This is a genomic window from Prauserella salsuginis, assembly GCF_024648885.1.
Taxonomy (GTDB): domain Bacteria; phylum Actinomycetota; class Actinomycetes; order Mycobacteriales; family Pseudonocardiaceae; genus Prauserella; species Prauserella salsuginis.
Genome location: NZ_JANBBF010000008.1, coordinates 628,535 through 647,288, shown reverse-complemented (window position 1 = coordinate 647,288; position 18,754 = coordinate 628,535). Strand labels below are relative to the sequence as shown.

The following is an 18,754-nucleotide window of genomic DNA, read 5'->3' as shown; positions in this document are numbered from 1 at the left end:
GTCCGAGAATTCATGACAATAAATCCTATGAAAGGCATTGACTTGGTCCCGGTCGCGGGTCAAGGTTGTTAGCGACGTCACCGCGCCCAGGCGCCGATGACGGCCAGGTTCGGTACCCGCAAAGGAGCGCGTCCATGACCTCGACGATGCACGCACCCGAGACCGTGCGGAGCTTTTCGAAGCTGTTCATCGGCGGCCGGTGGGTCGACCCGGCGGGCGACGGCGTCATCGACGTCGTGTCGCCGGTGACCGAGGAGCGCCTCGCGACGGTGCCGGATCCGACGGTCGCCGACATCGATGCGGCGGTGGCCGCGGCGCGGACGGCGTTCGACGAAGGGCCGTGGCCCCGCATGACCCCCGCCGAGCGCGCCGCGGTGCTGACCAGGGTCGGCGCCGAGGTCGAGAAGCGCTTCGGCGACATGGCTGCCTCGTTCACCGCGGAGATCGGCGCCCCGTCCGCGGTGAGCGAGGCTTTCCACCAGAACGCGCTCAAGATGTGGGCCGATGCGTCGACCCTCCACGAGCGGTTCGAGTTCGAGGAAGAGCGTTCCTGGGAGGGCGGCCACGGGGTGCTGGTCCGCGAGCCGGTCGGCGTCGTCGCCACGATCATTCCCTGGAACGGGCCGGTGGCCACGGCGTCACTGAAGATCGGCCCTGCGCTCGCGGCCGGCTGCACGGTCGTGCTCAAGCCCGCGCCGGAAGGGCCCGTGAGCCTGTACCTGCTCGCCGAGGCGCTCGAGGCCGCGGGGCTGCCCGAGGGCGTGATCAGCGTGCTGCCCGGCGGTCGCGAGGTCGGTGAGCACCTGGTGACCCACCCCGGCGTCGACAAGGTCGCGTTCACCGGCAGCACCGCCGCGGGCAGGCGGATCATGAGCCTGTGCGGCGAGCGGATCACACGCGTGACGCTCGAGCTCGGCGGCAAATCGGCCGCGATCATCGCCGACGACGTGCCGCTCGACGAGGTGCTGCCGACGCTGGCGTTCGCCGGGATCGGCCACTCCGGCCAGGTGTGCGCCGCGCTGACCCGCATCCTGGTGCCGCGCCACCGCCAGGAGGAGCTGCTCTCGGCCCTCGTGCCGATGTTCGAAGGCCTGAAGGTCGGCGATCCGACCGACGGTGACACCGTGCTCGGCCCACTCGCCGCCGAACGGCAGCGGGACCGGGTGGAGAGCTACATCAAGCTCGGCCTCGACGAGGGCGCACGGCTCGTCACGGGAGGTGGCAGGCCCGAGGCGCTGGACCACGGCTGGTTCGTCCAGCCGACCGTGTTCGCCGACGTGCGCAACGACATGCGCATCGCCCAGGAGGAGATCTTCGGCCCGGTCGTCTGCGTCATCCCGTTCGACGACGTCGAGGAGGCTGTCGCGCTGGCCAACGACTCGGACTACGGCCTCTCCGGGGCCGTGTACGCCCGCGACGCCGCCGAGGGTGAACGGATCGCCCGCCGCATCCGCACCGGCCAGGTGTCGGTCAACGGCTGGGACATGTGCGTGGTGCAGCCGTTCGGCGGCTACAAGCAGTCCGGCCTGGGCCGCGAGGGCAACGTCGAGGGTCTCGGTGCCTACCTCGAGACGAAGCTGATCCAGCGCCGGTGACCGCGCCGCTGGCAGTCCCGAGGGTTCGCGGACCTGTCGGCCGTCGCCCCGCACGTCCCGCGACCGCGTATCGCGAAAGGAACACCGAACGATGGTTGATGCGAGCGAACCGGTGATCGTCGTCGGAGCCGGTCTGTCCGGCCTGGCGACGGCTCTCGGCGCGGCGGTCGGCGGTCGGGACGTGATCGTGTTCGAGGCGGCGGACCAGGTGGGCGGTGCGGCCGCCTACTCGGGCGGACAGGTGTGGATCGGCGCCAATCCCGTCGCCGCGCGTGAGGGCATCGAGGACTCGCCCGAACTCACCGAGACCTACGTGCGGGCGATCGCCCGCGACGCTCCCGAGGTGCTCGACGAGAAGGCGATGCTGCGCTGGATCCGGACCGGTCCGGACGCGATCGGCTACTGGGAGGAGCTCGGGGCGATCCGCTGGAGGGTCATTCCCGGTCTCGCCGACTACCACAACGAGGCCGACGGCGCGCTGCCCGTCGGGAGGTACCTCACGGGCGAGGTGATCGACGGCAGTGTGCTCGGGTCATGGCGCGACACGCTCCGCGTCAGCCCGTACTTCCCGGTCGGCACGACCTACGACGAGCTCATGGAGAAGGGTCGCCGGGCGACCTATGTGGACTCCGAGGAGTCCAGATCGGGCAAGGCGGATCACGCGGGAGTGCCTGCGTTCGGTATCGCCGACGGCCGTGAGTTCGACGCGACCGAGGGAACCGACCCACTGACCTTCGGGACCGGCGTCGTGGCGAGCTTCCTGCGCCGCGTGCTGCAGGAGGACCGGATCGACATCCGCCTCTCCCACCCGGTGACCGAACTGCTCTCCGACGGCGGCCGCGTCGCGGGCGTGCGCGCCGACGGCCCGGACGGCCCGGTCGAGGTGCGCGGCCCGGTCGTACTCGCCACGAGCACCTACGACTGGGACGCCGATCTCGTGCGCGAGATGGTCGATCTCGAACCGGAGGATTTCGGCAGCGTCGCGCCGGAATCGCTGCGCGGGGACGGGATCAAACTCGCCCGCGGCGTGGGTGCCGGCATCGCGAAGATCCCGGCCACGAGCGTGCCGATGCTCCCGGGATGGCGGTCCCAGGTCGGCACCGGGTACGGCTACGGCCCCGAGTACGCGATGCCGCACACGATGATCGTCGACGCCGCGGGCAACCGATTCTGCAACGACTCCTACTGGGTCGACATCGTCGCCAAGACCCTCGCGCCCGGAGATCGGCACCTGCCGTTCTTCCTCGTCTGGGACGACCAGCACCGGAAGAAGTACGGCCTCGCCGCCACCCCGCCCGGCGGCGAATACCCCGAAGGCTGGGTCAGCTCCGCCCCGACGTTCGCCGCGCTCGGCGAGCAGCTCGGCATCGACGGGGCACAGCTGACCAGGACGGCCGAGCGGTTCAACCACTATGCGGCCCGCGGCGAGGACCCCGATTTCGGCCGCGGCACGGTCACCTACGTCAACAAGTTCGCGGGCGATCCGGACAACACCCCGAGTCCGGTCCTCGGACAGCTCACCGAGGCGCCGTTCCACGGCCTGCGGCTGAAGTTCGTGGGCACCGGCATCGGGTCCAGCGGCGTGCACATCGACGGTGACGGACGGGTGCTGGACCCCGACGGCGACGTGATCGACGGCCTCTACGCCGTGGGGTCGTGCGCCGCGCTGACCACCACCGGCACCGGCTACAACAGCGGGTTCGCACTCGGCCGCGGCGTGACACTGGCCTACCTCGTCGCACGCGAGCTGCGCGGTGAGCCGGTCCCGTAACCCCGGGCGGCACAGACATCCCCACCGACGACAGGCAGGAGGACGAGCATGCGGGCTCCCCACCGGTGGCGCCGGCTGCGGCGCGCCACCGCATGCGCCCTTGCGGTCGTGGCCGCGGTCGCGATGAGCGGCTGCGACGCGGCGCAGGGCGGTATCGCCACTCAGGAAGGCATTCCGGAGGAGATCAAGCTGCTCGGCGTGCGGGACCAGACCGGACCGGTCGCCTACGCGGGCATCGGCGGCGCCCGTGGCGGCGAGCTCGCGATCTCCGAGATCAACCGCTCCGGTTTCCTCGGCGACGGCGTGAAGCTGACCATTGAGGAGATCGACACCGCCGGGTCGATCGAGACGGCGTCGGCCGAGATGGCACAGGCCACCGCCGACCGGACCGTGCACGCGATCATGGGACCGACCCAGGGGCAGCAGGCCGCGACGGTCGCGCCGATGGTGGAACGCGCACAGGTGCCCACCATCTTCACCCAGGCGGGCTCGGACGGGGTCGTCGTCAACGACTACACGTACCGGGCCACGGCGCCGATGGCGTCGTACTACGACCTGGCAACGGAGTATCTCGCCGACAAGCGGCTCGGGGACGTCAGCGTGCTCTACAACGCCACGTTCCCGACGTTCGCGGAGATCGGCAAGGGTTCGCTGCCGAAGCAGGCCGAGCAGCACGGACTGGACATCATCTCGAGCACTCCGGTGCAGTCGACCACCCAGGACTTCACCACGCCTGTGCGGTCGATCGCCGGCGAGGACCCGGACGCGGTCGTGATGCTGCTGACCGAACCGCAGTCGGTCACCGCGCTGACGCAGCTGCGTCAGGCCGGGTACGACGGCCAGGTGATGGCGACCTCGGTGCAGGGCGGCGGCAACCTGACGGAGGCGGGTAAGCACGGTGAAGGCGTCATCTACCCGACAGATTTCTCCCCGGCGCTGACGAGCGAGAAGGCCCGTGACTTCGTGGCGGCGTTCCAGGAGCGGTTCGGGCAGAAGCCGGACGTCTACGCCGCCGAGGGCTATGACGGCATGTGGTGGCTGGCACGCGCGATCAAGGCATCCGGTTCGGCGAGTCGCGAGGGCATCAAACGCGGACTGCAGCAGGTCGCGAAGGAAGGCTTCGACGGTGCGATGGGCGAGCTCACCTTCGAGGGCAACGACATGCGCGTGCCCGGTGTGCTGGTGCGCTGGAACGGCACGAGCGAGGAACTGGTCTCACGCGGCGGTGCGTCATGACCCGCCGCATCGGCCGTGACCCGCGATCCGGAGGGAGGTGGCGGTCGTGGCACAGCACATCCTGAACGCCGTCGCCCTCGGCTCGGTGTACCTCGTGTTCGCACTCGGCATGGCGCTCGCGTGGAGCACGATCGGCATTCTCAACTTCGCCCACGGTGCGACGTTCATGTTCTCGGCGTTCACCGCGCACGTGATCACCCAGCAGGTCGCGCTGCCGATGCCGGCCGTGGTGCTGATCGCCGTCGCGGCGGGTGCGCTGATCGCGACCCTGACGCAGGTGCTCGCGTTCGGGCCGATCATGCGCAGGGCCACCGAGCACCGGGCCGCCGAGTTGCGCATCCTCATCGGCGGTATCGGGGTGGCCGCCATCCCGCTCGCCATCGCCGAGCGCGTGACGGCGAGCGCGCCCTTCGGCTTCCGCGGCAGCACCTACCAGGCGCAGGTGTTCGAGGTCTTCGGCCTGCGGATGACGACCACCGTGCTGGTGATCGTCGTCGCGGGTATCGGTATCGGCGTCGGCGTGTGGCGCTGGCTGGCGACGTCGCGGCAGGGACTGGCCCTGCGGGCGATCGGCGTCGACTCGGAGACCGCCTCGTTGATGGGCGTCGACCGGGCCACGCTCGCGCTCGGCACGATGGCGACGTCGGGGGCACTGGCGGGGCTGGCCGGGGCGCTGCTGACGTTCCAGCTCGGCGCGATCGCCCCCGCGAGCGGGGACCAGCTGCTCATCAAGGCGTTCGCGATCGTCGTGCTCGGTGGCCTCGGCAGTATGGGCGGCGTCATCGTCGGTGCGTTCGTGCTCGCGGGCGCCGAGACCTTCGTGCTGGCGATGAACCAGGGAACCTGGGTCGACGCCGTCTCGTTCGGACTCATCTTCCTCGTGCTCCTGCTGCGCCCGCAGGGCCTGTTCGGCAGGAAGGAGGTGCGGCGGACATGATCGACTGGTACTTCTCCCACATCGTGCTCATCCAGAGCACCTTCACGACGTTGCTGCTGGCGCTGAGCGTGCAGGTTCCGTTGCGTGCCGGGGTGTTCTCGTTCGCCGGCGTCGGGTGCTACGGCATCGGCGGTTACCTCGCGGCCATCGGAATGGTCCACTACGGACTGTCGACGGCTACGGCGATCCTGCTGGCCGCGGTCGCGGGTGGGGCCGTGGCGTATGCGCTCGGCCTGCTGATCCAGCGCCTCACCGGGCTGTACCTCGCGATGGCGACCGTGGCCTTCACGCTGATCATCTCGGTTCTCGTGGTCAACGGCGGCGACCTCACGGGCGGCGCCTCGGGCCTGTTCGGCGCACTCGGCATGCTCGACACCGGGCATCTGCTGGCCGTGGTGGTCGTTGTCGTGGCCGCACTGACGTTCACCGAGCTCGGACCACTGGGGCGCCGCATCGAGGCGGTCCGTGAGGACCCCGAACTGGCGTCGGCGATGGGGATCGACGTCGCCCGCTACCGGCGTGCCACGTTCGCCGTCAGCGGCATGCTGGGCGGGCTGTCCGGCTCGATGACGGTCCTGTTGCGATCGACGGTCACGCCGGACGACATCAACTTCCACCTGGTCGTGCTCGCGCTGACCATCATCATCGTCGGGGGCTCGCGGTCGTGGATCGGCGCTCTCATCGGCACGGTCATCTTCGTGTGGATGCCCGAGGTGCTGGCGTTCGTGGGCGAGTGGGAGGACGTCGTGTACGGCGTGCTCGTCGCCGCGGCGGCCGTGTACCTGCCGGGCGGAGTCACCGGTGCCGCCGTCGACGGCTATCGGAAGTACCGCAGGAAACGGCGGGAGGCGGCCGCCTCCCCGCCGGACGCGCCACCACCGCAGCAGGCGGCGGCCGCCGTGGGAGGTGATTCGTGATGACATCGAGCGCACTCGCCGGTGCCGGAGCAGGCGATGGCCGTGACGCCGAGGCCGCGACGAGCGTGTTGCGCGCCGACGACGTGGCCGTCCACTTCGGAGGCGTGAAAGCCGTCGACGGCGTGTCGATCGTGCTGACCCCGGGCCGGCTGTTCGGCATCCTCGGGCCGAACGGGTCGGGCAAGAGCACGCTGCTGGCGGCGCTGACGCGCCTCGTGCCGCTGACTCGCGGCCGGCTCGAATTCGAGGGCAGACGTTACGACAGGGTGCGACCGCACACGATCGCCGCACGCGGTGTCGCGCGGACGTTCCAGACGGTACGGATCCTGCCTGGTCGCACCGTGTTCGACAACGTCGCGCTCGGCGCCGAATCGGCGGGCTCCGGCAGCAAGGCAGAACGCGGCCGGGCACGGGAGCGGGTGCGCAGGGCCATCGAACGCACTGGATTGTCCGGAAAGGAACGGCACCGCCCTGACGAACTGTCCTACGGTCACCAGCGGCGGGTGGAGATCGCGCGTGCCATCGCGAGCGAACCGACGTTGCTGCTGCTGGACGAACCGACAGCGGGCATGAACCGGCAGGAGCGCGACGACATCACCGGCCTGCTGGCCGACCTGCGCGCCGAAGGCCTGACGCAGCTGCTCATCGAGCACGACGTGCAGATGATGGTCGACGCCTGCGATCACCTGTTCGCCATGAACTTCGGCGCGTTGATCGCCGAGGGAGAGCCCGAAGCCGTGGTGCGGCATCCGGCCGTACAGGAGGCCTACCTGGGAACGCAGGGGAGGGCACATGCTTGACGTCTCCGAATTGCACGTCAGCTACGGGCCGGTGCACGCCGTGCGCGGGGTGTCGTTCGCCGTCGAGCCGAAGCGGATCACCCTGGTGCTCGGCGCCAACGGGGCGGGCAAGTCGACGAGCCTGCGCGCGATCTGCGGTCTGCAACCCGCGCGGGGCGGGTCGGTGCGCCTGGACGGTGCGGAGCTGCTGGGCAAGCGACCCCACCGGATCGTCCGGGACGGTGTCAGCCTCGTGCCCGAGGGACGGCGGATCTTCGCCCCGCTGTCGGTGGCCGAGAACCTCCGTATCGGCGGCTACACGGCGACGCGGTCGCAGGTCGCTGCGCTCGTCGACGAGGTGTACGACCGATTCCCAATTCTCGCGCAGCGACGGGACATGCCGGCGGGACTGCTGTCCGGCGGGGAACAGCAGATGCTCGCGTTCGGCAGAGCGCTGATGGGCCAGCCGCGGGTGATGCTGCTCGACGAGCCGTCCATGGGCCTGGCACCGGGAATGGTCGACACGGTGCTGACGAGTGTCCGCGCGATCGCCGACTCCGGCATCGGTGTGCTGATGGTCGAGCAGAACGTCGACGCGGGACTGGCGGTCGCCGACACGGTGTCGATCGTGGCTCGCGGCGAGGTCGTCCGCAGCGGTGAGGCCGAGCAGCTCCGCGAGGACGCCGCGGTCGTGCACGCGCTGCTGGGGGAGGCGGCGCTGGCGGCGGAGGGGACCGCATGATCCTACCGGCCGAACCAGCCGCAGCGACGCGGTCGTCGCGGACCACCGCCCGCACGCTGGGTGCCTGGCTGGCCGAGGCGGCCGGGGCGGCGCCGGCCGGCGCCGGGGTGCTCGTCGACGGCGTCCGACTCGGCTATCGGGACCTGGACGCGCGCGCAGGGCGGGTGGCCGCCGGCCTCGCCGAGCTCGGCATCGGCCACGGCGAGCGGGTGGGTGTGGTGCTGGACGCATGCCCCGAGTTCCTCGCGGTGTGGTTCGGCCTGGCGCGGCGCGGAATCGTGGAGGTGCCGGTGAACCCGGAGGCGGGGGAATACCTGCTGCGGCATTACCTGGCCGACGCCGGTGCGGTCGCCGTGGTGTGCGATGCCCGGTACGAGGACGCCGTGCGCGGCTGCCTGCCGGCGTCGGTGCGGCACGTCGTCGTGGTCGGGGAGCCGGCCGGCGGACGCGACGGCGTAGCCGGTGACGGTGTGGCGCGGCACCGTATGTCCGATGTGGAGGAACGTGGCGCGCTGGCGGACGTGACGGCCGCTTCGGTGTCGCCGGCGGACCCGGCGGTGATCCTCTACACGTCCGGCACGACCGGCCCGCCGAAGGGTGTGGTGCTCAGTCATCAGGCCAACGTCAACCTGGCTCGGCACACCGCGGCGCTCATGGGATACACGGCCGCCGACCGGCTCTACAGCGTCTTCCCGCTGTTCCACAGCAACGCCCGGTACTGCAGCGTCATGGCCGCACTCGAGGCGGGCGCGGATCTGGTGATGCACCGGCGGTTCTCGGCGAGCCGGTTCTGGGACATCTGCCGGGAGCACGGCATCACCGCGTTCAACTACCAGGGCGCGATGATGAGCATCCTGTTCAAACGGCCGCCGCGCTCCGACGACGCCGACAACCCGGTCCGGGCGGCGTTCGGGGCGCCGTGCCCGCGGGAGATCTTCGCGGCCTTCGAGGAGCGGTTCGGCGTCCGGCTGACCGAGATCTTCGGCAGCACGGAGGTCTCCATCGTCACCGACATGCCGCCGGAGCGACGCCGGATCGGCACCTCGGGCCGGGCCTCGGTCAACTACGAGGTGGCCGTGGTGGACGACCGCGACGAGTCGTTGCCGCCCGGGCAGGCGGGAGAGATCGTGGTCCGCCCGCGCGAACCCGGCTGGATGTTCGACGGTTACCACGGCATGCCCGCCGAGACCGCGCGCAGCTGGCGCAACCTGTGGTTCCACACCGGGGACCGCGGATACCTCGACGAGGACGGCTACCTGACGTTCCTCGACCGGCTCAAGGACACGGTGCGACGGCGCGGCGAGAACATCTCCTCGTGGGAGGTCGAACGCGTCGTGGCGGAGCATCCGTCGGTGGGCGCGGTCGCGGCCTACGGTGTGCCGTCGGCGCTGTCCGAGGAGGACGTCATGGTGGCCGTCGTGCCGTCCGCCGGGGCGACGGTGGATCCGGTCGCGCTGATCCGGCACTGTCAGCGGCGGCTGACGTCGTTCGCGATCCCGCGGTACGTGCGCGTGCTGGAGGCCCTCCCGCTCACACCGAGCCAGCGGGTGGAGAAGTACCGGCTCCGCGCCGACGGCGTGCCCCCGGGAACGTTCGACCGGGAGGGGAGCACGGATGGCGGCTGAGCTCACCCGCTTCGAGCGCACCGAACCGCGGTCCGGTGTCGTCGTGCTGACGATGTCGCGGCCGGAGAAGCTCAACGCGATGGACCAGTCGTGGTTCCGTGAGCTGCACGACGTCATGGGCACGTTCGGCCACGGCGACGAGGCCCACGTGCGGGCGGTTGTGCTGACCGGCTCGGGCCGGGCGTTCTCCGCGGGCGGCGACATCGACATGTTCGCCGGTCTGGACGGGGACGTCGCGCGGGTACGACCGCATCTCCGGCTCGTATACGACGCGTTCCACGCGGTGGAACGGTGCGCCGTGCCGGTGATCGCCGCGGTCAACGGACTCGCCTACGGCGGCGGGACCGAACTGGCACTGGCGAGCGACGTCGTGCTCGCGGGCGGGTCGGCGCGGTTCGCCTTCAAAGAACCCACGGTCGGGCTGATGCCCGGCTACGGCATCGTGCGGGGCCCTGACGTCATCGGCAGGCACTGGACGCGCTACCTGGCCCTCAGCGGCCGGGACATCGGTGCCGAACGGGCCGAACGCATCGGCCTGGTGCAGGAGGTGTACCCGGACGACGAGCTGAACGAGCAGGCCGTGGCGCTGGCGGCAGAGATGGCGGCGCACCCGCCGCTGGCCGTGCAGGTCGGCAAAGCGTTCGTCAACCGCGACACGGATGGCGGTTTCGCCGAGTCGGTGGAAGCGACGGCGCTGCTGTTCGACACCGACGACCACCGGACGGCCGTGCGGACCTTCCGCGCGGCCCGTGGCAGGTGATGTGCACGCATTCGAGTTTTTCGCGCACGACGAGAACTGTCGCACGGCCGTGCGGGCTGCCTACGATCCATCCGGCGGTCGGCGGCCGTCACCGAGGACGACGAAGGAGCAGGCATGAGTGGCCTGGAGACGCGAAGTAAGAGCACCTACATCGACGGTGCCTGGTGCGACGGTGAGTCCGGAGAGACCTACACGTCGTGGAGCCCGTCGACCGAGCAGGCCGTCGGCACCGCGCAGCTGAGTTCCCCGGAACAGGTGGATGCCGCGGTCGCGAGCGCGCGGGCGGCGTTCGAGGGCGACGCGTGGCGTTCGTACGGGCCGAAGGACCGTGCGCGGGTGGTGAACCGGCTGGCCGACCTGCTCGAGAAGAACACCGAGCCGCTTGCCCGGCTGATCGGCGACGAGGTCGGCACACCCATCGGAGCGGCCCGCGGTATGCAGGTCGGCGGCCCGGTCGAGGCGCTGCGGTGGTATGCCGAGATGGCCGAACGCGGCCCACGCGGCGGTTACTCGCACGCACTGCCGCTGTACGACAAGCCGGTGCTGTCGACGAGCCTGCTGCGTTACGAACCGGCCGGGGTGCTGGCCGCACTGCCCGCCTACAACTATCCGATCAATCTGCTCGCCTGGAAGCTCGGCGGGGCGCTCGCCAGCGGATGCACCACGGTCGTGCTGCCGTCGCCGCAGGGCATGCAGACGACGCTGCGTGTGTTCGAACTGATCGACGAACTCGACCTGCCGCCCGGCGTGGTGAACCTCGTCGTCGGCGGCCCGGACGTGGGCAAACGGCTCACCGGGCATCCGGACGTGAACCTCGTGTCGTTCACCGGTTCCGACGCGGTCGGCGGGCAGGTTATGTCGCAGTCCGCGCTCGGGTCGCTGTCCAAGGCCGTGCTCGAACTCGGCGGCAAGAGCCCCAACATCATCCTGCCCGCCGCGGACCTGGATGCGACGGTCGGCCCGTCGATCCTGCGGTTCGCGCGCAACGCGGGCCAGGGCTGCGCGGCGTGGAGCCGGGTGCTGGTACCGCAGGACCGGCTCGACGAGTTCTGCGAGAAGGCCGACGCGTTCATCAGGACGATCGCCGTCGGCGACCCGCAGGAGGACGCGACGGTCGTCGGCCCCGTGATCTCGGCAGAACACCGGGCGAAGGTCGAAGGCATGGTGGCCGACGCGGTGTCGGCCGGTGCCACGGTGGCCGCCGGCGGTGGACGGCCAGATCTTCCCACCGGCCACTACCTGAACCCGGCGATCCTGACCGGAGTGGACGTCGACGCGCCGATCGCGCAGACCGAACTGTTCGCCCCCGTCGCGATCGCACTGCCATACACCGACGTCGACGAGGCGGTGCGGATCGCCAACGCGACGTCGTACGGACTGGCAGCCAACGTCTTCGGTCCGCTGGACGAGGCGATGCCCGTCGCCGAACGGCTGCGATCCGGCACGGTCACGATCAACGGCGGTGCCGGTATGCGCCCGGACGCGCCGTGGGGCGGCCCGGGGCGCAGCGGTGTCGGCCGGGAACTGGGCGAGGACGGCTTCGCCGAGTTCTTCGAGGTCAAACACATCCAGTGGCCACTGGCAGGCGTGACGCGCCCGCCGGGCACGTGACAGTCGCCGTCGCCGAACAATCCACAGTGGACCACCTGTCGAGATCGGAGAATTCGCCATGCTGCTCAAGAACAGGACCGCGCTCATCACCGCAGGCGGCTCGGGCATGGGCCGCGCCGCGGCGGAGGCGTTCGCCGCACAGGGCGCGCACGTGATCGTCGTCGACGTCGACGAGGGCGCCGCCAAGGACGTCGTGGGCGCCATCGACGGCGCGGGCGGCAGCGCGCGCGCCGAGGTGATCGACGTCCGTGACCTCGATGCGCTCAAGGCGCTCGCCGAACGCGTGCAGACCGACCACGGCTCACTCGACGTGCTGTACAACAACGTCGGGATCCCCGGGGCCGCCGGTACGGATCTGGCGATCGAGGACTGGGACGCCCTGATCGAGATCAACGCGCGCGCGAGCTTCTACCTGACCAACTACCTCACCGACGCGCTGCGGGCCTCGGGTAACGCCTCGGTGATCTTCACCAGCTCCAGCTCAGGGCTGGTCGGCTCGCCGTACAGCCCGCTGTACTCGTTCACCAAGGGCGGCATCATCGCGCTCGTGCGCTCGCTCGCGCTGGCGTTCGCGCAGGACGGGGTGCGCGTGAACGCCATCGCGCCCGGTTCGGTCGACACGCCGGGACTGCCCGCGTTCTTCCGCACCAACACCGAGGAGGAGCTGGCCGAGCGTAAGAAGGCGTTCTTCGCCCAGATCCCGATGGGCCGCCCGTCCCAGCCGGAGGAGATCGCCCAGGTCGCGCTGTTCCTCGCCAGCGACATGGCGAGCTTCGTGACGGGCGTGACGATTCCCGTCGACGGCGGCATGACGGCCAAGTAGCCCGCGCAGTCCACATCGGAGGAGAAACCGTGGAATTCGGCATCCTGATGGGAGACCAGCCGGTCGCCTCGTCGGCCCGGGAACATCTCGACCTGATGCTGCGCAAGGCCGAGGCCGCGCAACGGGCCGGGTTCACCTACCTGACGATCGGCCAGCACTTCCTCTACGACGGGTTCCGCTGGTTCCAGCCCGTGCCGCTGCTGGCACGACTGGCCGCCGAGCTCGACGAGGACGTCAAGATCGGCACGACGGTCCTCATCGGACCCGTGCACCATCCGGTGGTGCTCGGTGAAGAACTGGCCACACTGGACGTCGTGACCGGAGGGCGGCTCGTCGTCGGGCTCGGCACCGGTTATCTGCCGCAGGAGTACGCCACGATGGGCGTGCCGTTCGATCAGCGCTACCGGCTGCTGGAAGAGCTGATCGAGGTGATGACGGCGATGTGGTCGCAGGATCGCGTGAGTCATCACGGCCGGTTCTGGCAGATCGACGATCTGCCGACGCACGTGCACCCGCTGCAGCAGCCGCGGCCCCCGGTCTGGCTCGGGGCGATGCGGGAAACCGGCGTGCGCCGGGCCGCGCGTCACGGTGACGTCTGGACGATCACCCCGCAGCAGACGATCGAGCAGGTCGATGCGCTCATCCGCACCTACGCCGCCGAGCGCACGAGCCGCGGACTGCCGCTGAACCCGCTGCCGCTGCGGCGTGAGCTGATGATCGGCGACGACTTCGACGACGCGGTGTCGCGCTTCGCCGCGGTGGCGCGGGGCAAGTACGAGGCCTACGCCGGGCGCGGCATGACGCTGCTCGGTGACGACGAGGTGCGCAACTTCGGCGACACCGTGCGCGATCACGTCATCCTCGGCGACGCCGAAGCCTGCCGGAAACAGATCGCCGACATCGCGGCCGCGCTGCCGGTCGGCCCGCTGTTGGTGCGGCCCCACTGGCCCGGCATGGACGCCGAGCAGACCGAGGCCTACCTCGAGCAGGTCGGCCGGGAGATCGTGCAACCCCTACGCGGTCTGCAATCGCGCTCGTTCGACGACTTCCTGGACGGATCCGCCGTGTGATCGTCGGCCTCGTGGGCAGCGGAGGGCCGCCGCCGGCCTTCCGCGCGCCGTCACCGCACCCTGGTCGCCCGGAAGGTCGAGCGCGGTGTGTCCCCTCTCCCCGCCGTCGAATGCATACGTAGGTCTTCACTCTCGGCGATCAGCAGAGTACGCTGAGCCCGCTTGTGCATACGTAAGCATTCGGTGGAAAGGTTCAGCGGGAGGGTTCAGTGGGCCGGTCGGAGGATGCATGGTCAGCGACAGCGGTGTCCCGGGGATCGCTGCCCCGGGGATCGCTGTCACGGCGGTCGCTGCTGATCGGCGCGGGGGCGGCGCTCGCCGGTGCGGCCGCCGCGGCGGGGACGGCGTCGGCGAGCCCCGGTCACACCATCGGTGGGGCAGGCCGCGACACGCCGGGTTCGTCCTGGCTGGGCAACGCCATCCTGTACGAGCTGTATCCCCAGAGCTTCGCCGACACGTCCGGTGACGGCATCGGCGATCTCGCGGGCGTGCTGGACCGGCTCGACCACCTGCACTGGCTCGGGGTCGACACGGTGTGGATGAACCCGATCTTCCCGTCCCCGTTCACCGACGCCGGCTACGACATCGCCGACTACACCGGGGTGCACCCGCGTTACGGCACCGAGGACGACGTCGTCGCGGTCGTCGCGGCGGCGCGCCGGCGGGGAATCCGCATCCTGTTCGATCTCGTCGCTGGCCACAGTTCGGACCAGCACCCGTGGTTCCTACGGTCGCTGGGGGACGAGACCGATCACCGCTATATCTGGGCGAGCCCGGACCAGCTCCCCGAGGACGGGTCGTTGCCGGAGTCCTTCGTCGCCTCGCCGGGACCACGGCCGGGCGCGTTCTACATGAACTACTACGAGACGCAGCCCGCGATCAACTACGGTTATGCGCGGAGCAACCCCGACGAGCCATGGCGTCAGCCCGTCGACGCCGAAGGGCCTCGCCGAAACCGGGCGGCGATGCGGCAGATCATGGCTCACTGGCTCGAGATGGGGATCTCCGGGTTCCGGTGCGACATGGCCGCGACGCTCGTCAAGGACGATCCCGGCTGGGTCGAGACCGGGAAACTGTGGGGTGAGTTCCGCGCGTGGCTCGAGGCCCGTTATCCCGGAGCCGTCATGGTTTCGGAGTGGGGCGACCCGGCCACATCGGTGACCGCCGGATTCCACGGCGACTTCTACCTGCCCGTCAACGGTCCGGGCGACGGCGCGCCGTGGCGATCGCTGTGGCGGGACGAGCCGTTCTTCTCCGCGGAGGGGAAGGGGACGGCGAAGACGTTCGTCGATGCCTGGGTCGAGGCGGCCGACACGATCGGCGACGCGGGATACACGATGATGCCGATCGCCAACCACGACAGTGCCACGCGGCTCAACGACGGTGTGCGCACACCCGAGGAGTTCCCCGCGGCGTGGACCTTCCTGCTGACATGGCCCTGTGTGCCGACGCTGTACTACGGCGAGGAAATCGGCATGCGTGCCGTGCCCGGGCTGCCCGACGTCGAAGGCAGCGACGGGCGGCAGAACAACCGCACCCCCATGCAGTGGGACGACGGTCCGAACGCCGGATTCTCGGACGCGCCGGCCGACAAGCTCTACCTGCCGATCGATCCCGACCCACAGCGGCCGACGGTGGCCGCGCAGCGGCGCGATCCGGGGTCGTTGTTGCACTTCGTGCGCAGGCTGATCCGATTGCGCACCCGGTACCCGGAGTTGGGCACGGCCGGTGACGTTCGGGTGTTCCATGACGGGTATCCGCTGACCTACCTGCGGGGCGACCGCTTCCTCGTGACCGTCAACCCCTCGCGCGAGGCCGTCACGGTCGACGTCCCCGATGATCGGGTACCGCACGCGCGCCGCGTCGAGGGGCGCGGGGTGCGCGTCGACGGCCGTGGACTGGTCGTCCGCGGATTCGGCTACGCGATCCTGGACCTCGGGTGACGACCGCCGGGACGGGGTGTGAGCCGGGGGACGGTGTCTGAGCGCAGGACACGCGGTGCCGAGTGCAGGACACGCGGTGCCGGGCGCAGGACACGCGGTGCCGAGCGCAGGACACGCGGTGCCGAGCGCAGGACACGCGTGTTTGAGCGGGGACGTGCGCGGGGTCAGGACAGGGCGACCAGAGTGTCGGCGATCTGTTTCCTGGCTGGGACGAGCTCCTTCACCCGGTCCACGCCGAGCCACGCGGTGAGCCCGCCGTCGGGGGAGTACCAGCGGACCGCCGGCCTCGCCGTGTCGCTCGTGTCGACCTCGGCGCGGTCCGCAGGACCGTGCCGGCCGACGTGCTGGATTTTGCGGCCGAACTGGTCGGACCAGAAGTACGGCACGGGATCGTGCACCGGCAGATCTGCCTCGGGCGTGCCCGCGGCGCAGGCCAGCAGGACCTGGGCGGCGACCGTCGCGGCGGCACCCGCCTCGTCCCAGTGTTCGACCCGTAGCCGCGCGCCCAGCCGCGGAGACCAGCGGGCGGCGAGGTCGCCGACGGCGAACACGCCCGGCGCCGAGGTGCGGAGGTACTCGTCGACGTGTACGCCGTTTCCGATCTCGAGCCCCGATCCGGCGAGCCAACCGGTCGCGGGCCGCACGCCGACGCCGGTGACGACCACGTCGGCGGTCACGACCGCGCCGTCGGCCAGCTGCACCCCACCGGGGTCGACCGAGGCGACCTTCGTGTCGAGCCGCAGGTCGACGTCGGACCACCAGGGCGTGAACAGGGCACCGACCTCGCCGCCCAGTGCGGCCGACAGCGGGGCGGGTCCCGCTTCGAGGCACGTCACCCGGCAGCCCGCGGCGAGAGCGGCCGTGGCCACCTCGGCGCCGATCCAGCTCGCCCCGATGACCACGACCCGTGCACCGGGGCGGAGTCGGGAACGCAGGGTGTACGCGTCGTCGAGCGTGCGCACGGTCAGTTGCTCGCCGGATCCGGGCAGGCGGACCGGTTCGGCGCCCGTGGCCAGCAGCAGGCCGTCGAACGGTTCGTCGCCGTCGTCGGTGCGTACCACGCGCTCGGTAACGTTCAGCCCGGTGGCGGTCACGCCCGCCCGGAACCGCACGCCGAGCGTGTCGACGTCGAACGGCAGCGGCGCGTCGTCGCGGTCGCCCCTGAGCACGGCCTTCGACAGTGGAGGCCGGTCGTAGGGGGCGTGGTGCTCCGCGCCCAGCACGACGAGCTCGCCGTCGAAGCCCTTGCGGCGCAGCGTCGCGCAGGCGCGGGCGGCCGCGAGGCCGGCACCGGCGACGACGAACCTGGTCATCGGCCCGAACCGAACAGCGGTTCGCCGCGCCGCTCGCCGGGCGTGAACCGGCACGGAATCGAGTGGAACCCCGCGTTCGTGCCCTGGTCCGGATAGGTGACGAGACCGTCGAGGTCCACCTCGTAGTCCGGCATCCGCTCCAGGACCTGGCTGATCATCGCGCGCGCCATCGCCCGCCCGAGGTGTGATCCGGCGCAGCGGTGAACCCCCAGGCCGAACGCCATGTGGCGGTTGGGCCAGCGGGTGATGTCGATCGTGTCCGGGTCGTCGAACTGCTCCGGGTCGCGGTTGGCCGACGCCCAGCTGAGCAGTGCGCGATCGCCGCCGCGGATGTGGACGCCCTGGAACTCGGCGTCGCGCGTGACCGTGCGCGCAAGCGCCTGCGTCGGTGAGAACACCCGGAGGAACTCCTCCACCGCGACGTCGAGCAGGCTCGGGTCGTCGACCAGCCGCTGCCGTTGGTCCGGGTTCTCGTACAGCCACACCAGCGACTGCGTCACCAGCGACGCGGTCGTGCCGACACCGCCGGAGATGAGGAGTTCGAGGATGGAGTAGATCTCGTCGTCCGACATCGCTCTGCCGTCGATCTCGGCGAGGATGAACTCGCTCGTGGCGTCGTCGGTCGGGTTCTCGCGCCGCTTCGCGATGTGGGCGCGGACCGTCTTCTCGACCCACGGCACGGCGACGTCGCGGGCGTGGTTGTACTCCGCGGAGCCCGGCGCCGCCGACACGAGCGTGTGCATCGCGTCGACATAGCGCTTGTACTCCGAGGCGTCCAGCCCGAGCCAGTCGACGGTCACCGCGGCCGGCACGCCCGCCACGAAGGCGAGATCGGCCTCGCCGCTCTCGATGATCTCGTCGATGAACCCGGTGACGAACCGGTCGATGACGGGATCGAGCTTCTTCACGGCGGCGGGCGCTGTCACCTTGTTCACGATCTTGCGGTAGCCGCGGAACGTCGGAGGGTCGAGCTCGATCGGGATGTGGAAGGCGGTGGGAGCCTTCGGGATGACGATCGCCAGGCCCTCACCGCCGGATTCGTGCCGCGCCGAGGAGAACAGATCGTCGTCGCGCGAGGCTTCGAAGACGCTGGCGTAGTCGCCGAGCACCCAGTATCCGCCGTGCGCCTCGGTCCACGCGACCGGATGCTCGGCGCGGAGCCTGCGGTAGGTGCCGACCGGGTCGGCCGCGTGCTCTTCGGAGTGGTGGTCGAACGCGGCGATCGGACTACGAGCCTGCTCGGTCACGGCGCATCCCTCCTTTGGGCTTTCTCTGATAATAGTTATATGACTGCCCCAGTCAAGGCTCGACCTTTCGGTAGTTCTCTGATAATGGTTATATGTGAACAACGTGAGTGCGCCGGAGCGCTCACCCGGGGCCGCGTTGCCCCGGCCCGTTCCCGAAGCAGCGTCGCACGGAGGACAGTCATGAAGGTCCGAGCTGACGAGAACCGGTGTCAGGGACACGGTCTGTGCAACATGACCGCACCCGACGTCTTCGACCTGTCCGACGAGGACGGGCACGTCGTCGTGCGTACGCCGGATGTGCCACCGGGGCTCGAGGACGACGCCGTCCGCGGCGCCGAGGCGTGCCCGGAGCTCGCCCTGTCGGTCACCGACGAATGAGCGCGCC

The 18,754-nt window shown here is 70.4% G+C and carries 16 protein-coding genes; 14 read left to right on the top strand and 2 right to left on the bottom strand.

Annotated features, from left to right (window positions below; translation table 11 throughout):
- Positions 1-134: 134 nt before the first annotated feature.
- The 13 genes from LY40_RS04450 to LY40_RS04390 all read left to right on the top strand — a co-directional run bounded on the left by LY40_RS04450 (position 135) and on the right by LY40_RS04390 (position 15,809).
- Positions 135-1,595: an aldehyde dehydrogenase gene (locus LY40_RS04450; protein WP_258936009.1), complete on the top strand. Its 1,461-nt coding sequence runs from the start codon at positions 135-137 to the stop codon at positions 1,593-1,595.
- Between the two features lie 91 nt (positions 1,596-1,686).
- Positions 1,687-3,366 (top strand): FAD-dependent oxidoreductase, encoded by a 1,680-nt coding sequence (locus LY40_RS04445; protein ID WP_258936008.1) that lies wholly within the window; start codon positions 1,687-1,689, stop codon positions 3,364-3,366.
- A 48-nt stretch (positions 3,367-3,414) separates the two neighbouring features.
- Complete coding sequence (locus tag LY40_RS04440) at positions 3,415-4,602, top strand: ABC transporter substrate-binding protein (RefSeq protein ID WP_221213402.1); 1,188 nt, start codon at positions 3,415-3,417, stop codon at positions 4,600-4,602.
- 46 nt (positions 4,603-4,648) lie between these two features.
- Positions 4,649-5,539 (top strand): branched-chain amino acid ABC transporter permease, encoded by an 891-nt coding sequence (locus tag LY40_RS04435; protein ID WP_183786359.1) that lies wholly within the window; start codon positions 4,649-4,651, stop codon positions 5,537-5,539.
- A complete protein-coding gene (locus LY40_RS04430) occupies positions 5,536-6,456 on the top strand; it encodes a branched-chain amino acid ABC transporter permease (RefSeq protein WP_183786358.1) in 921 nt (306 codons plus the stop codon). Before LY40_RS04435 ends, LY40_RS04430 begins: the two co-directional genes overlap by 4 nt.
- Positions 6,456-7,256 (top strand): ABC transporter ATP-binding protein, encoded by an 801-nt coding sequence (locus tag LY40_RS04425; RefSeq protein ID WP_258936007.1) that lies wholly within the window; start codon positions 6,456-6,458, stop codon positions 7,254-7,256. Before LY40_RS04430 ends, LY40_RS04425 begins: the two co-directional genes overlap by 1 nt.
- On the top strand, positions 7,249-7,977 hold the full coding sequence (locus tag LY40_RS04420; RefSeq protein WP_258936006.1) for an ABC transporter ATP-binding protein: 729 nt from the start codon (positions 7,249-7,251) through the stop codon (positions 7,975-7,977). The genes LY40_RS04425 and LY40_RS04420 overlap by 8 nt, the downstream gene beginning before the upstream one ends.
- On the top strand, positions 7,974-9,602 hold the full coding sequence (locus LY40_RS04415; protein WP_258936005.1) for an AMP-binding protein: 1,629 nt from the start codon (positions 7,974-7,976) through the stop codon (positions 9,600-9,602). Before LY40_RS04420 ends, LY40_RS04415 begins: the two co-directional genes overlap by 4 nt.
- Positions 9,592-10,362, top strand: coding sequence for an enoyl-CoA hydratase/isomerase family protein (locus LY40_RS04410; RefSeq protein ID WP_183786352.1), 771 nt, complete (start codon positions 9,592-9,594; stop codon positions 10,360-10,362). The genes LY40_RS04415 and LY40_RS04410 overlap by 11 nt, the downstream gene beginning before the upstream one ends.
- Before the next feature lie 114 nt (positions 10,363-10,476).
- Entirely contained in the window at positions 10,477-11,973 is a 1,497-nt protein-coding gene (locus tag LY40_RS04405; protein WP_258936004.1) for an aldehyde dehydrogenase family protein, read from the top strand.
- 58 nt (positions 11,974-12,031) lie between these two features.
- Complete coding sequence (locus LY40_RS04400; protein ID WP_258936003.1) at positions 12,032-12,796, top strand: SDR family NAD(P)-dependent oxidoreductase; 765 nt, start codon at positions 12,032-12,034, stop codon at positions 12,794-12,796.
- A 29-nt stretch (positions 12,797-12,825) separates the two neighbouring features.
- Positions 12,826-13,866 (top strand): LLM class flavin-dependent oxidoreductase, encoded by a 1,041-nt coding sequence (locus LY40_RS04395; protein WP_258936002.1) that lies wholly within the window; start codon positions 12,826-12,828, stop codon positions 13,864-13,866.
- A 245-nt stretch (positions 13,867-14,111) separates the two neighbouring features.
- The gene (locus LY40_RS04390) at positions 14,112-15,809 is read left to right on the top strand and encodes an alpha-amylase family glycosyl hydrolase (protein ID WP_258936001.1); all 1,698 of its coding nucleotides are present in this window, start codon (positions 14,112-14,114) and stop codon (positions 15,807-15,809) included.
- Positions 15,810-15,973: 164 nt separating this feature from the next.
- On the opposite strand, the gene LY40_RS04385 is transcribed toward LY40_RS04390, so the two are convergent.
- Together LY40_RS04385 and LY40_RS26335 are read right to left on the bottom strand one after the other, a co-directional pair.
- Positions 15,974-17,122, bottom strand: a complete 1,149-nt coding sequence (locus LY40_RS04385; protein WP_258936000.1) for an NAD(P)/FAD-dependent oxidoreductase — start codon at positions 17,120-17,122, stop codon at positions 15,974-15,976.
- Positions 17,119-18,369 (bottom strand): cytochrome P450, encoded by a 1,251-nt coding sequence (locus LY40_RS26335; RefSeq protein ID WP_183786347.1) that lies wholly within the window; start codon positions 18,367-18,369, stop codon positions 17,119-17,121. The genes LY40_RS04385 and LY40_RS26335 overlap by 4 nt, the downstream gene beginning before the upstream one ends.
- A gap of 180 nt (positions 18,370-18,549) precedes the next feature.
- Here LY40_RS26335 and LY40_RS04375 point away from each other — a divergent pair, with 180 nt between their 5' ends.
- A complete protein-coding gene (locus LY40_RS04375; protein ID WP_258935999.1) occupies positions 18,550-18,747 on the top strand; it encodes a ferredoxin in 198 nt (65 codons plus the stop codon).
- Positions 18,748-18,754: the final 7 nt, after the last annotated feature.